The following is a 13,316-nucleotide window of genomic DNA, read 5'->3' on the forward strand; positions in this document are numbered from 1 at the left end:
ACGGCATTAATTGCTTTGCGACGCAGGTCGTCACCATAAGGGGAAGGCATAGGCACTTCTAGACGCTGGTTTTCCCCTAGCCTAGCGTTCTAACCTAATCGCGTAAAGCTATAGCTCATGGTGTAGCCTTAGTAGAAAGTAAAGTATGGATACATTCTCTCAAAGATTTGGGTTTATACCTAGAAAAGATATTATGCAAATTGAGTCAATGGATGATGATTTGCGTAACAGTCTGTGGAATGTTTTGGTTCTATCCTTCTGGAAGAAGCTGGAAGGGTATTCTCAAATAGATTACGATGAAAAAGAATCAAACAATTATCATCATGTTGAAAGAGACAACGTAAGGTTTTTGGTTAAAAATTTATGGTTTTCTCATTTCAAGAAAACATTTGATGAGTTGTCGGGATTTTGGGAATTTGACTATAGGTTTATGAAGAAAAAGTTTTTTCAGTATCAGTGGTTTGAGGTATACGACTTCTTGGAGTTCATTGCAAGAAGTTATACAAATCATTCTACATTGGAAAGCTTTATCCATCTCTGCAATTTTGTACTTGAACGCGAGTTTTCCGGCTATCGTTTTGTTGGCTCTACAATTACACCGATAACCTCAGAAACAGAGATCAAGATAATAGAAGAAGCTTTAACAAGCGAGGACAGATTTATTCCAGTATCAAATCATATCAAAACGGCGGTGATTTGCTTATCAAATAAAGAAAATCCCGACTATAGAAATTCTATAAAAGAATCTATTAGTGCTGTGGAATCAATCTGCTGTCTGATCTCTGATGACAATAAAGCAACATTGGGGAAAGCTCTAAAGGCAATAGGAAAAGAACAGAAGGTTGATTTGCATCCTGCCTTAGGCGGAGCTTTCAGCCAGCTGTATGGTTATACAAACGATGCAAATGGTATACGCCATGCCTTACTAGACGAATCCAATCTTGATTTTGAAGATGCTAAGTTTATGCTTGTATCTTGCTCTGCTTTCATTAACTACCTCAAGGGAAAAGCTATAAAAGCAGGAATTGATTTTAGTAAGCAGTGAAGAATATCAGTAGGTTGAGTTCTTCAATCTAACAGAAATTTAAAGTAAATTATAGATTTTATTAGGTGCATTAGTAATAAACAATGCACCTATGATTTGAGACTACTTATCCGATCGCACGGGCAGCGGTGTGTCCAGAATCTCCATCAGCAGATCCAGACGAGAAGAGCGCGTCAACAGCGGTACAAGGTTCGGCAAGCTGTAGTAGTCTCCCGCGAAGGTAAACGTTTCTACAGGTGCCTGCTGTCCCTTCAGTTGGCTCTCCAGCCAGTTGCAGTAACCACCTACGCGGACAATCACCACGTTTGGCATCACCGCCAACTCCCGGCAGTAGGTCTTGTAAACCTCACCGAAGTAGGGAGCCGCATTCTCACCTTCGTCTGTAACGACAATGATCTGGTCAACGATCTGCCGCTTCTTCCGCATGGCTTCCAGCGGCGCACCGATGCTCGTACCGCCCCCTGCCTTGATGTGCTGGAAGGCCCGCTCCCAGTCGGTCAACTCCTTGCCCTGTGCCGTGACAGGATAGGGAATGTTGTCGAAGGCGTAGACAAATAGGTCTGCTTGAGTAATGCCAGAGATCAGGGCAGCCAGTCGCTTCCCTAACTCGATCGCATTCTCCATCGACCCCGACTTATCCACGAGCAAAGCAGTCGGACGGGTAATCACACCACGCCGCTTCACCTGCTCGTTGGTCACCTTCTCTAACCGGGCTAGGGTATCGTCATCGAGATCCGCTGCATCGGCTGCAACTTGAGCTTTGAATGCCGCAACCCACGCACTCTTCGATGCCTCGTCCAGCTTGCCATCAATCAACGCCTTCACCTCTGGGTGATCCATTGCCCCTCTTGCCTTGAGTGACTTGAGGCTGTTGATCACTTCCTGCGGAGTCATGCTGTTGATTAACGCCACCAGCACCGTTGGAGTCAGTTGCTTGATTGCACCAATGGCGATCGGGCACATCCGGCAGTTGGGGGACTCGAAATAGAATTAGCGAGAATGGAAGAGGAAACAAAAAAGGTGCGCCGAGTAGACGCACCCCAAACAATAAAAATCTCCTTCTATGCTAACGCTAAAACACATCGTGGAACTCGATGCCCTTGAGTTGCAACAGCTGTATGAAAACCTGCAAAGGAGCGTCACGCTTGCCAGTCTGGTCTTAGCGGCTTGGCAAATCGGGCTGTGGTTTGCCCAAGCATTAGTGAACCATCACCTCAATGAACGCGCCCAATTACCTCAGCTTTGGGGCAATTGTCATCAGTGTGGCAGTCGTTTGGAGAGTAAGGGGTTTGTGAGTCGTCGGATGCTGACGTTAGTGGGATGGGTTGAATGGCGACGACGGGTTGGACGGTGCCCACATCGTTGTGCTGGCAGTCATGATGCGCCATTTGATGCCGTACTTGGGATTGTCCCGTATCAGCAAACGTCGGTTGAACTGGTGCGTCTAGGTTGTCTTTTGGCTGTATTTCTACCGTTTGAGTTAGCCGTGCAACTGCTGTCACAGTTGTGTGGCATTCGTATTAGCGATGACACTGTTTGGCAGTGGGTGCAGCAGTTTGGACGACAAGCCATCCAGCAACTAGAAGGGGAATTGATATCGTTGGACAAAGGCATTGAACCTGCCCAAGAATCGATTGACCCGATGTTCGTGGACTTGCCTTTGGTAATTGCTGCTGATGGTGTCAGTGTGCCGTTTCGCGCTCAAGCAGGAACGCCCAAGGGCAAGATCCGCTTTCAAGAAGTCAAGATCGCTCTGCTTGCTCGACTTCGCTCCGTTCAGACTCGAAGTGCTCAAACCAAGACTCGACTGGAGCAACGACGACTAGTGGCAGTGCTGGGCGACATCGCTGCCCTGCAAGCACGACTTCAGCTAGAAGCCTTGCATCAAGGCATCACCACTGCCCCTCAAGTGGTTTGGATTTCTGATGGAGCACGCGGATTTCGGCGATTATTTGAGCAACACTTTGCCAGCATCGCTATCGGTATTTTGGATTTCTATCATGCTGCTCAGCAGTTGTGGGAAGCTGCCGAAGCTTATGACGATACGCTCCCGACTCGCACTCCTGGGCAATGGTTTGAGCGATTGCGCCATTCATTACGTCATGGATATGTACATCGGATTGTTCAAGAACTGGGACGTTTATTGAAGTATCCGTCCACGCCTGCTTCAGCCAAACCAGTGTTGAAGCGAGTGCAGCAATATCTCAGCAAACATCTACCTCATCTGCAATATCGACAGTTCAAAAAACAAGGATTTCCCATTGGTTCAGGCATGGTCGAGAGTGCTTGCAAGTGGCTGATTGAGCAACGCTTTAAGGGAACTGGAATGCGTTGGAGTGAGGCAGGATTTAATCACTTGTTGCACTTGCGTCTAGCTTGGGTCAATGGGCGTTTTGATCCCCTGTTCGCAGACCACCCTTTAACCCTCCATCTCTACTCCCCCAACCGCTAGGTGCGCCCACAAAGCCTCTTGACTACACAAACGATTTAGGACTGCTATATGCTAAGATTAAGTTTCGCAATTTACGTCCGGTCTGTTATTGCGTATTGGAACTTGTTTATTCGAGGCATCCATAAAAACAACTAACTATTGCTCTTAGGCTGGTCCCAGCATTCTATTGGGGATAGGGGCACAACCAGGAGCGATCTAATCTATGACATTTCATACCCTCGGTCTTTCGACCGAATTGCTGCGTGCTGTTAATGATGAAGGCTACACCACAGCAACACCGATCCAGCAGCAGACAATCCCGGCGATTTTGCAGGGACACGATATTTTTGCCAGTGCCCAGACAGGAACGGGTAAAACCGCCAGCTTTACGCTGCCATTACTACAACGCCTCAACCTTTCATCCCCCGAAAAAAGTTATCGCCACCCGCGTGCTCTCATCCTGACCCCAACCCGTGAACTATCAGCCCAAGTCGGTGATAGCGTCACAACCTATGGCAAATATCTGACTCTTAAGTCAGCGATCGTTTATGGGGGTGTTGGCTTTGTGCCGCAAGTGCAAGCGTTGAAACGGGGCGTGGATATTGTAGTCGCAACTCCCGGACGATTATTGGATCACCTGGCGCAGAAAACCATTGATCTGTCCCAGATTGAAATCGTAGTGCTGGATGAGTGCGATCGCATGTTAGATATGGGATTCATCCACGACATTCGCAAAATTCTGGCAAAATTACCCGTTTCTCGACAGACGTTAATGTTTTCTGCCACCTTTTCGCCCGCGATCCGGCAACTGGCTGACACATTGCTCAATCAGCCAGTTCAGATTGAAGTCGCCCCTCGCAACACAGCGGCAGAACAAGTTGAACAGATTGTGCATCCAGTGGATCGCGATCGTAAGCGAGAATTACTGTCTCATCTGATTGGCTTTAATAATTGGAAACAGGTTTTGGTCTTTACCCGCACCAAACACGGGGCGAACCGATTGGCGGAGCAACTGGCTCAAGATGGGCTGAAAGCGACTGCGATTCATGGCAATAAAACCCAGTCTGCCCGTACTCGTGCTCTGAATGACTTTAAACAAGGGAAGGTGCGCGTCCTCGTTGCCACCGATGTCGCCTCCCGGGGGTTAGACATTGATCAACTGCCTCACGTGGTGAACTTTGAACTACCGAACGTGCCTGAAGACTACGTGCATCGGATTGGTCGGACGGGGCGCGCGGGTCATGCCGGACGGGCAATTTCTCTGGTCTCTAAAGATGAAAACTCCCTTTTGCAAGGGATTGAGCAGCTATTAAAGCGCAAACTAACAACAGATGTCATTCTGGGATACGAGCCAACGGCTTCTTCTCAGTTACAGGCAAAAGGGCAACCTGACCAACAGCGATCTAAAAAACGTCGAGGTGGACAGCGCCAAACTCATTCTGCTTCATCTCCTTACCGTGGAAAAAATTCCACTGCTACTGGAAATCGCTCACGTAAACAGCCTCGCCCAGTTTAAGGTACCCATCTCGAGGGAATGGTTGTATTGGAGTATTTGCAGTAGCAGTGGATTGATTAGGCACGATCGCTGTCTCCACCCGCCGTTGGTAGAAAACAAACTTTGGGCTGTGGCTTATCCACGAGTCCAAGAAATGTATTGATCCAGAAGAGGATTATCGGGTTCCATTGAGAAACCATCGCCACCCATTGCCACAATATGCCTCTCCACAAGAGACGCAGACATTTGGCTCTTACCTCAATTGCTACAATTGCCGATCTTTCAGTTCCCAGTCTTTCCGCTTGTCGAAGAACAGGCATCGCTACAGCAAGCAATGCTATTTATGTAAGGATTGTGCCAAGCCGTTTCTAGGGCATACGGATTGGGAAAATTATGGGGGCAAATTGTGAAATGAACCAGATGTCCAAACTCCTGTGCGAGATGCCAAAGGTTGAAATTCATACTCATCTAATTGGCACGGCAGATGCAGAAACCATTTATAAAATTGCTCAGCGCAACCGGGTGGCGCTGCCAGTAGCAAGTCACCCGTTGGGTTTCAGTGATGGACATTGGACGGGTCATGAATGCCAAAGCTGCAGCCAGCCAAGTGCGAGGCAGCGTGATCATGGACATTGGAGAAGCATTGATGGAAGAATGCCGGATTGATCCCAACACAGGTTATCCCGTGGCGTATGACCTGGCAACGTACCACTATCCTGCTTATGCCGATATTCCTCGCATTGACGTAGCCTTTGTAGGGCAACCAGATTTGACGTTTAATCCCCTGGGTGTGCGGGGAGTTGGTGAGGTGGGCATTACCGGAGTTGCTGCGGCTGTTGCGAATGCAATTTACCACGCAACAGGCAAACGATTCCGCAATTTACCAATCACTCCTGACAAGTTGATGGCGTAGTCCTATGAATTACAGCGAATCCTACAAGCATTTGAACAGATTCAAAACAATGGAAAACGCGCAGTTCTGGCAACTGTTGTACGAACAAGCGGTTCAGTTTACCGCAGACCGGGTGCCCGAATGCTGCTGACTGAGGACGGTGAGATGACCAGTGCCATCAGTGGTAGCTGCCTGGAAGCAGATATCTTAGAACGATCGCGCTCCCTCTTCTCCACTGACAGTGATCCTATCCTGGTACGATACGACACTACTTCCAATGATGACATTTTGTTTGGGTTTGGTTTAGGGTGCAATGGCATTGTGGATGTTTTGCTCGAATCATTGAACGGTGCTGTAATCAGTCAAATGTTATTCGTAGAAGATTGTTTGATGATGCAACAAATGGGCGCGATCGCCACAATCTTTTCTATCGATAACGTGCCAGATGTCAAAGTGGGCGATCGGTTAATGATGAAGTTTAATGCTCCAGTTATCAACCAAATAACCAATTTAGATGTTACTCAAAGAATTGCAACTGATGTGCAAAAATCACTCATTGAACAACAATCTTGTGTACAGTCCTACGCTCTATCTACTGGACGAATTGATGTATTGATAGAAGTGATTCATCCACCTGTTCCATTGTTGATCTTTGGGGCTGGATATGACGCGATTCCCGTAGTGCAGTTTGCGAAACAATTAGGCTGGCACGTTACAGTAATTGATCATCGCCCCGAACAACTGACCCACGATCGCTTTCCCCTTGCCGATCAACTCCTCTATTGCATCCCAGATCCGCCGAATGCCTATCATCATCTGCTAACGCCTCAAACCATCGCGATTGTGATGACTCATCGGTATCTCACTGATCTGGCGTTTCTCAAAACTCTAATTCCAGCTCAACTCCGCTATTTAGGAATATTAGGTCCGAAGCGGCGAATGCAAAAATTATGGGAAGACTTGGCTGAACACGGTGTTAACCCAAGTTCCGAACATATGCAGCAACTTTATAACCCAATCGGATTAGACATCGGAGCCGAAACACCTGAAGAAATCGCCCTCTCCATTGTGGCGGAAATTCAAGCGGTACTGAGTGAGCGTTCTGGTCGTCATCTGCGCGATCGCGTGGGTTCCATCCATTCTTCTCCAGAACTGCCATGTCTAGAGTTGGTATCCTGATTCTTGCTGCCGGAGCCTCTAACCGTTTAGGGCAACCGAAACAACTTCTAGCCTACAAAGGCAAGCCATTGATTCGACAAATGGCAGAGGTGGCGATTCAGACTGGTTGCCAGCCTATTGGGATAGTTTTGGGAGCATATGCCGAGACAATTGTTCCACACCTAGCAAATCTGGACATCCAAATTATTTACAACGAACAATGGGAATCAGGAATAGCAAGTTCAATTCGGTATGGGTTGGAGATGGTGGCGATCGCCCCTAAACTAGATGCGATCGTTCTCATGGTCTGTGATCAACCATTTGTTTCTTCCGACTTAATTCACCAATTGATTAATAAGCACCGGACGACAAATGTCCCGATCGTGGCTTCTGAGTATGGGGAAATTTTGGGTATTCCAGCCCTATTTCATAAAGCGTTATTTCTAGAACTTAAGACGCTTCAAGGAGATGTGGGGGCTAAGTTCATCATCCGCCAGTATCGCTCCCGCGTTTTAAGCATTCCGTTCGTGGAAGGAGCCATTGATTTAGATGTCCCTCAAGACCTGAAAATTCTTTCATCACTCGCTTAGAACCCTACTGGGGGATTTCAAGAAAATAGGGTTGCAGCATTATGGATGAAGCTCAATGAGGAATTACCTCAGCGGGAGCACTACATCGTATCGCTCAACATATCTGGAATTTGGAAAGGATGGCTGAAATAATGCACACAACTTGGGACTCCACCAAACAAATTCTCCGCACTCGCATTTCAGGCAGACTGCATCAGGAGCAGGTTGAAGCATGGGAGCGAAGCCTGGAGCAAGTGAGCCGTCAGATTCCTAAACACCTCAACTTTACGATGCTGATTGACATTCAAGGTTACGAAGTGAGTGAGCAGGACAAAGTAGTTCACCAACAGCAGCGAATCGTCATACCCACATTTTTAGCAAAACATGGTTTTGAAGTTGGATTTTTTCGGCTCTTTGAAGTTCAAAATACCATTCCTCCGAATCCCGATCGCGCCCGTTGTATTGCAGCCGCTCACGTTCATCATGATTGCAACAAAATGGCACTCTACAATCAAAATCTTGGGCGATCGAATGAACGCTTCTTTTGCCAGCTTTCCGAAGCTGAAGCATGGCTCCATGAAGAAATTTTTTGAAGTGATCTATGAATTTACCAACTTTTGAAGATCGCGTTGTTCTAGTGACAGGCGGTAGCTCAGGCATTGGGCGATCGACTGTATTAGCGTTTGTCAAGCAGGGTGCATCTGTCGTTTTTGCATCTCGTGGAGTCGAGGCAGGTATGGCATTACAGACAGAGATCAACCAATCTGGAGGTAAGGCGTTGTATATACAGGCGGATATGGCGGACCCTGCCGACATTGAAGCACTGACAACAAAAACGATTCAAGCGTATGGTCGCATCGATCACGCTGTTAACAACGCTGCTGCCAACGTACCACTGACTCCGACTGCCGAACTAACGGAATCCGAAGCAGACTATAGCCTGCTGTTAATTTGAAGGGCGTGTGGCTGTGTATGAAATACCAGCTTCAGCAAATGGTACAACAGAGAAATGGCACGATCGTCAATGTAGCCTCTGTAAACGGATTAAGCGGTACACCAATTGGTTCTCTATACACCGCGAGCAAGCATGGCGTAGTCGGACTCACACGCTCAACTGCATTGGAATATATTCGTCAGGGCATTCGCATTAACACCGTTTGTCCTGGGTTAGTGCATACTCCACGACTAGAGCGTCGTTGGGCAGAGTTGTCACCAGAACAGCGATCGCAGTCTATGCAAAAATTAGCCGATTCCATTCCCATCGGTCGATTTGCCCAACCTGAGGAAATTGCTGCTGCCATTCTCTGGTTATCTTCAACTCAAGCATCCTACATTGTGGGTCAGGCGATCGTCATTGATGGTGGGTTGACTGTATAGGGGAATTATCCTAGCTATGCATGTCCTAAATAGCTTTATTTGTAAGGCTTTCAGTGTCTACAAATTTTACGCAACTCATTTGCAAGCGATTTAGAGGGACAATTTTCAGAGGCATAAGACTGTTTGCATGATTACTGGCGATCGCAGATTTAACGAAGCCTGAAACTCCTTTACATCAATATCTTCAGCGGCTGAAATTTTGCGCAACTCATTTGCAAGCGTCCAACAAGGGCAATTTTCGCTTGAGGAATTATTCCAGATTCCAGAGAATAATTTTGCGCAGGTCATTTGCTCTTAGGATTGATGTAGATGTAAAAGTTCTAAAAAAGCTAAAGTTGCTACTATGTAAGGATTTTAGGCTTCACGATAAAGCGCAAGCCATTTGCAAATTGCGCAATATAATCTGCTCAGTCACAACCGACCTGTCAGTTGCTCCAACTTTTCGGGGTAACGCGCTCCTTGCACAGTAATTTTGGCGGCAGCATCGTTGATGCTTTGCAAATCTTGGGGCGTGAGTTCGACGGAGATCGCCCCGATGTTTTCGTCCAAGCGATGCAGTTTTGTAGTGCCCGGAATTGGCACAATCCACGGCTTCTGAGCCAGTAACCAGGCAAGTGCAATTTGGGCAGGTGTTACCTGTTTTTGTTCTGCAATGCTGTCCAGTAGATCGATCAAGGCTTGATTTGCTTTCAGTGCCTCTGGTGTAAAGCGAGGCAGACCACTCCGGAAGTCGGAACTGTCGAAGGTTGTGCTTGCGTCGATTTTGCCTGTAAGAAAGCCCCTTCCTAGTGGACTGTAGGGGACAAATCCGATGCCAAGTTCCTCAAGGGTTGGGATCACTTCTGCTTCAGGTTGTCTCCACCACAGCGAGTATTCGCTCTGGAGTGTGGTGACTGACTGAACCACGTGGGCAGTTAAAAGTCGAAGCCGTCTATTGCTATTTAAGTGGGTTATATCCTGGCTTTTTGTAGAGCTTTTCTGGGTTATTCACAATGTCTGGTTTACAGACTTTCTCTACCCAATCCTCTGGATTGATTTCTTCAATCGCTACCGAAATCGAGTCTTCGCTGCTTTCCAGAATTGACATAGCGTCTTTCACGATTTGCTCGACAACCCGAACTTTCTGCTGTTCCGACCTGCCAGGATAAAGCTTGATACTGATATGAGGCATTGTTTTTTCTCCTTCAGTCCTTTGCTGAACAAAGTTTAAAGCCATTAGGTGCGAAGGTCATGGACTATAACCATTTGTTGCTTTCACTGAAGTAACGGTATGTAGCGACAATCATCACTACACCATATCGGGCGGCGGCTATCAGAAGGATGATGCAATTGCAAAAACACTGTCGCTAAATTGCCTCCAAACGAGTAGCATCCACGCTTACTTCCTCTGCAAGTCGCTATTGCTATCGTCAAATTTGTGCTTTTGTGTGATTGCCCCATCAAAATGCGATCGCCCTCAGCCTAACCACTAACTCTCTCCTTACCAAGGCTGCGTAGTTGGACCAATCGTAAATTCATTTACGTTGGTGTCTTCTGGCTGGTCAATCGCAAACGCTATAACATTGGCAACGCGATCGGGTGAGATGCCATATTGCTCATACAGCTTGGTCATTTTTTCAGCCGCATCCTGGTCAGTAATCTGACCTAACAACTCCGTGTTAATTGCCGCGGGATAAAGGGCCGCAGTCCGAATGTTAGTCCCTTCCTAGGCAGACTCCATAGGGAGAACTTCTATGAAATCGCGGACAAACCATTTCGTTCCACCGTAGATCGCACCCCCTGGATAAGCTTTTAATCCAGCCACCGATGACGTTGTGATCACATGCCCAGATTTTTGGCTAACAAACGTTGGTAACACCGCAGCGACACCCTTGAGGACACCCTTAATATTGACATCCACCGTTTGATTCCATTCCTCCGTTTTCAATGCAGAAAATGGAGCAGTGGGCATGATGCCCGCGTTCAAGAAAATCACATCGACACGACCAAATGTTTCTTGGGCAAGCTCAACGATCGCCGCGTTATCCGATGGGTTCACCACATCCATCACTTGATAAACGGCTTGTCCGCCAACTTTTTGAATTTCATCAACGAGTTGTCTCAGTTGATTCCCGCGTCATGCGCCCAGTACAACTTTCGCGCCTTTGCTTGCAAGCAATTTTGCAGTTGCTTCACCAATCCCTGAAGATGCACCGGTAATAATCACAACTTTGTCTTTAATCATCCTATTTCCTCTCTTTGTTGAGTCACTATTGAGTTCTACCTAATAGACTCATCAATCAGCCGAGGTTTCACCTCGTTTATTCCGATTTAAGCGATGCCATATCAATGACAAAGCGGTACTTCACATCAGACTTGAGCAGGCGATCGTAGGCTTCGTTGACTTTCTGGATCGGGATGACTTCGATATCGGCAGTAATATTGTGTTCACCGCAAAAGTCGAGCATTTCCTGGGTTTCGGCGATGCCACCGATCATAGAGCCAGAAAGACTACGGCGACCCATGATCAGGCTGAATGCGGCGACATCCAGTGGCTTTTCTGGTGCGCCAACCAGAGTAATGTTGCCGTCGAGCCGGAGCAGGTTGAGATAGGCGTTGATGTCGTGTTTGGCAGAGACAGTATCGAGAATGAAATCGAAGCTGCCAGCGTGTTTCTGCATCTCGTCAGCATTGCGGGAAACGACCACTTCATCGGCACCGAGGCGCAACGCGTCTTCTTTCTTGTCGGGGGACGTGGTGAAGACAACAACGTGCGCTCCCATCGCATGAGCCAGCTTCACACCCATGTGTCCCAAGCCGCCCAGACCGACCACGCCGGCTTTCTTACCCTCTGTGACGCCCCAATGACGGAGTGGCGAATACGTGGTGATGCCTGCACACAGGAGCGGCGCAACTCCAGCCAGCTCAAGGTTGTCAGGAACGTGCAGCACAAAGCGTTGATCAACAACAATGCTATTGGAATAGCCACCATAGGTAACTGGAGCAGTCTTGTGCTTGTCTGGAGAGTTGTAGGTGAAGATTGCATTTTGGCAAAACTGCTCAAAGCCAGCCTTGCAATTGGGACAGTGCCCATCTGAATCGACCATACAGCCAACTCCCACGACATCACCGGACTTGAATTTAGTGACTGCCGAGCCAACCTCAGTGACCCGTCCGACAATCTCATGCCCCGGAACGATCGGATAAGTCGTGGACATAAAATCGCTCCACTCGTCCCGCACTGAATGAACATCGGAGTGACAGATGCCGCAGAAGAGAATTTCAATTTGTACGTCCTGTTCGGTGGGATCGCGCCGTGCAATCGTGTCGGAGGCTAATGGCGATGCGGCACTGGCAGCGGAGTAAGCTTTGGTGTTGTACATGAATCAATGCTCCTAGTTGTTTATTTTTGGTATATGGTACTGTTCATCGCTGACTTCGAGTACCGCCTGCGGGGCGATCTGAGTCATGCCGTTAGCGGTGGTGAATGGTGACAATGTTTTTTGTCATGCGGTTAAGGGTCGATCGGGTTGGCGGCCATTACTGCACCGTTTGACCACCGTCGATGACCATCGCGTGTCCAACCATGAAGGCAGCCGCATCCGAACATAGCCAAACCACTGCCGCAGCAATCTCCTCAGGCTTGCCCATCCGGCCAATCGGCTCCTCCGCAATGACCTGCGCTCGCCCTTCGTTTGTGCCGCCCGTGAAGCGACCCATCATGGGGGTATCGATGTAGCCGGGACAGACGGCGTTGATGTGGATGTTCTGCGCGGCGTAGTCGAGGGCTGCCGCCTTGGTGAGACCAATCACCCCATGCTTCGCGGCAGTGTACGCGGGACTGCCCTTGATGCCAATGATTCCTGCCCCCGATGAGGTGTTGACGATCGCGCCACCGCCCTGTTTAAGGATCAGCGGGATCTCGTGCTTCATGCACAGGAAAACACCGCGCAGGTTGATGTCGATGATCCGATTCCACTCCTCTTCCTCGTATTCCGCAGTCGGAGCCGGATTTCTCGGCTCAATGCCTGCATTGTTAAAGGCGAAGTCCAGCCGCCCGAAAGCCTCAACGGTTTTGTCCAGAGCCGCCTTTACGTCCTCGCTTCGTGTTACGTCGCACTGGACAGCAATTGCCTGTCCACCCTGGTCTTCGATCAGGCGTACCATTTCTTGATTACCCTGTTCTGAAATGTCAGCAGCTACGACCTTAGCACCTTCACGAGCAAACGCCAGCGCCGCCTCGCGACCAATGCCACTTGCTGCTCCGGTAACAAACGCAACTTTTCCTGTGAAGTTTCCATTCTTGTTCGTCGTCATTATTTTTCTCCTTTAATTTTTCACCTAACAATCACCTAACCTGCTCCTCGCGC

The 13,316-nt window shown here is 48.3% G+C and carries 11 protein-coding genes and 5 pseudogenes; 9 read left to right on the forward strand and 7 right to left on the reverse strand.

The genetic code is table 11. From position 1 onward, the window contains the following. Window positions 1-145: 145 nt before the first annotated feature. Entirely contained in the window at window positions 146-1,045 is a 900-nt protein-coding gene (locus NDA02_RS24140) for a hypothetical protein (RefSeq protein ID WP_348256085.1), read from the forward strand. Window positions 1,046-1,147: 102 nt separating this feature from the next. Here NDA02_RS24140 and NDA02_RS24145 read toward each other — a convergent pair. Further along, window positions 1,148-1,999, reverse strand: a pseudogene (locus tag NDA02_RS24145) (hypothetical protein); the annotation flags it as partial. 109 nt (window positions 2,000-2,108) lie between these two features. On the opposite strand from NDA02_RS24145, the gene NDA02_RS24150 reads away from it, so the two are divergent. Further along, complete coding sequence (locus NDA02_RS24150; RefSeq protein ID WP_348256086.1) at window positions 2,109-3,497, forward strand: ISKra4 family transposase; 1,389 nt, start codon at window positions 2,109-2,111, stop codon at window positions 3,495-3,497. A 202-nt stretch (window positions 3,498-3,699) separates the two neighbouring features. Then, complete coding sequence (locus NDA02_RS24155; protein ID WP_348256087.1) at window positions 3,700-4,992, forward strand: DEAD/DEAH box helicase; 1,293 nt, start codon at window positions 3,700-3,702, stop codon at window positions 4,990-4,992. 65 nt (window positions 4,993-5,057) lie between these two features. On the opposite strand, the pseudogene NDA02_RS24160 reads toward NDA02_RS24155, so the two are convergent. Next, window positions 5,058-5,160 (reverse strand): annotated as a pseudogene (locus NDA02_RS24160) (peptidase E); the annotation flags it as partial. A 349-nt stretch (window positions 5,161-5,509) separates the two neighbouring features. Between NDA02_RS24160 and NDA02_RS24165 the strand changes: the two are divergent. The 6 genes and pseudogenes from NDA02_RS24165 to NDA02_RS24190 form a co-directional block, all read left to right on the forward strand. Beyond that, window positions 5,510-5,884 (forward strand): annotated as a pseudogene (locus tag NDA02_RS24165) (molybdopterin cofactor-binding domain-containing protein); the annotation flags it as partial. 39 nt (window positions 5,885-5,923) lie between these two features. Continuing rightward, window positions 5,924-7,042 carry an XdhC/CoxI family protein gene (locus NDA02_RS24170; protein ID WP_347277880.1) on the forward strand — a complete coding sequence of 373 codons (1,119 nt, stop codon included), beginning with the start codon at window positions 5,924-5,926 and terminating at the stop codon, window positions 7,040-7,042. Beyond that, window positions 7,021-7,611, forward strand: a complete 591-nt coding sequence (locus NDA02_RS24175; protein WP_190792184.1) for a nucleotidyltransferase family protein — start codon at window positions 7,021-7,023, stop codon at window positions 7,609-7,611. The genes NDA02_RS24170 and NDA02_RS24175 overlap by 22 nt, the downstream gene beginning before the upstream one ends. A gap of 131 nt (window positions 7,612-7,742) precedes the next feature. Beyond that, entirely contained in the window at window positions 7,743-8,183 is a 441-nt protein-coding gene (locus NDA02_RS24180; RefSeq protein WP_190792185.1) for a hypothetical protein, read from the forward strand. A gap of 8 nt (window positions 8,184-8,191) precedes the next feature. Beyond that, a complete protein-coding gene (locus NDA02_RS24185; protein ID WP_199296577.1) occupies window positions 8,192-8,545 on the forward strand; it encodes an SDR family NAD(P)-dependent oxidoreductase in 354 nt (117 codons plus the stop codon). A gap of 17 nt (window positions 8,546-8,562) precedes the next feature. Continuing rightward, window positions 8,563-8,967, forward strand: a complete 405-nt coding sequence (locus tag NDA02_RS24190; protein ID WP_199296578.1) for an SDR family oxidoreductase — start codon at window positions 8,563-8,565, stop codon at window positions 8,965-8,967. A 411-nt stretch (window positions 8,968-9,378) separates the two neighbouring features. On the opposite strand, the pseudogene NDA02_RS24195 reads toward NDA02_RS24190, so the two are convergent. From NDA02_RS24195 to NDA02_RS24215, 5 genes and pseudogenes are all read right to left on the reverse strand, one after another. Further along, a pseudogene (locus NDA02_RS24195) lies at window positions 9,379-9,879 on the reverse strand (aldo/keto reductase); the annotation flags it as partial. Window positions 9,880-9,904: 25 nt separating this feature from the next. Further along, window positions 9,905-10,138 (reverse strand): tautomerase family protein, encoded by a 234-nt coding sequence (locus NDA02_RS24200; protein WP_190792186.1) that lies wholly within the window; start codon window positions 10,136-10,138, stop codon window positions 9,905-9,907. Window positions 10,139-10,447: 309 nt separating this feature from the next. Continuing rightward, a pseudogene (locus tag NDA02_RS24205) lies at window positions 10,448-11,191 on the reverse strand (SDR family oxidoreductase). A gap of 76 nt (window positions 11,192-11,267) precedes the next feature. Then, window positions 11,268-12,329: an NAD(P)-dependent alcohol dehydrogenase gene (locus NDA02_RS24210; RefSeq protein WP_348256088.1), complete on the reverse strand. Its 1,062-nt coding sequence runs from the start codon at window positions 12,327-12,329 to the stop codon at window positions 11,268-11,270. A gap of 157 nt (window positions 12,330-12,486) precedes the next feature. Then, the gene (locus NDA02_RS24215; RefSeq protein WP_190790484.1) at window positions 12,487-13,263 is read right to left on the reverse strand and encodes an SDR family oxidoreductase; all 777 of its coding nucleotides are present in this window, start codon (window positions 13,261-13,263) and stop codon (window positions 12,487-12,489) included. Window positions 13,264-13,316: the final 53 nt, after the last annotated feature.

The organism is Leptolyngbya sp. ST-U4 (assembly GCF_039962215.1).
GTDB lineage: Bacteria > Cyanobacteriota > Cyanobacteriia > Elainellales > Elainellaceae > Leptolyngbya_A.

What these genes read in the sequence shown, in the direction of transcription:
- NDA02_RS24140 (WP_348256085.1), top strand. Translation starts at nt 146, where the DNA reads ATGGATACATTCTCTCAAAGATTTGGGTTTATACCTAGAAAAGATATT.
- NDA02_RS24150 (WP_348256086.1), top strand. Translation starts at nt 2,109, where the DNA reads ATGCTAACGCTAAAACACATCGTGGAACTCGATGCCCTTGAGTTGCAA.
- NDA02_RS24155 (WP_348256087.1), top strand. Translation starts at nt 3,700, where the DNA reads ATGACATTTCATACCCTCGGTCTTTCGACCGAATTGCTGCGTGCTGTT.
- NDA02_RS24175 (WP_190792184.1), top strand. Translation starts at nt 7,021, where the DNA reads ATGTCTAGAGTTGGTATCCTGATTCTTGCTGCCGGAGCCTCTAACCGT.
- NDA02_RS24180 (WP_190792185.1), top strand. Translation starts at nt 7,743, where the DNA reads ATGCACACAACTTGGGACTCCACCAAACAAATTCTCCGCACTCGCATT.
- NDA02_RS24185 (WP_199296577.1), top strand. Translation starts at nt 8,192, where the DNA reads ATGAATTTACCAACTTTTGAAGATCGCGTTGTTCTAGTGACAGGCGGT.
- NDA02_RS24190 (WP_199296578.1), top strand. Translation starts at nt 8,563, where the DNA reads ATGAAATACCAGCTTCAGCAAATGGTACAACAGAGAAATGGCACGATC.
- NDA02_RS24200 (WP_190792186.1), bottom strand. Translation starts at nt 10,138, where the DNA reads ATGCCTCATATCAGTATCAAGCTTTATCCTGGCAGGTCGGAACAGCAG.
- NDA02_RS24210 (WP_348256088.1), bottom strand. Translation starts at nt 12,329, where the DNA reads ATGTACAACACCAAAGCTTACTCCGCTGCCAGTGCCGCATCGCCATTA.
- NDA02_RS24215 (WP_190790484.1), bottom strand. Translation starts at nt 13,263, where the DNA reads ATGACGACGAACAAGAATGGAAACTTCACAGGAAAAGTTGCGTTTGTT.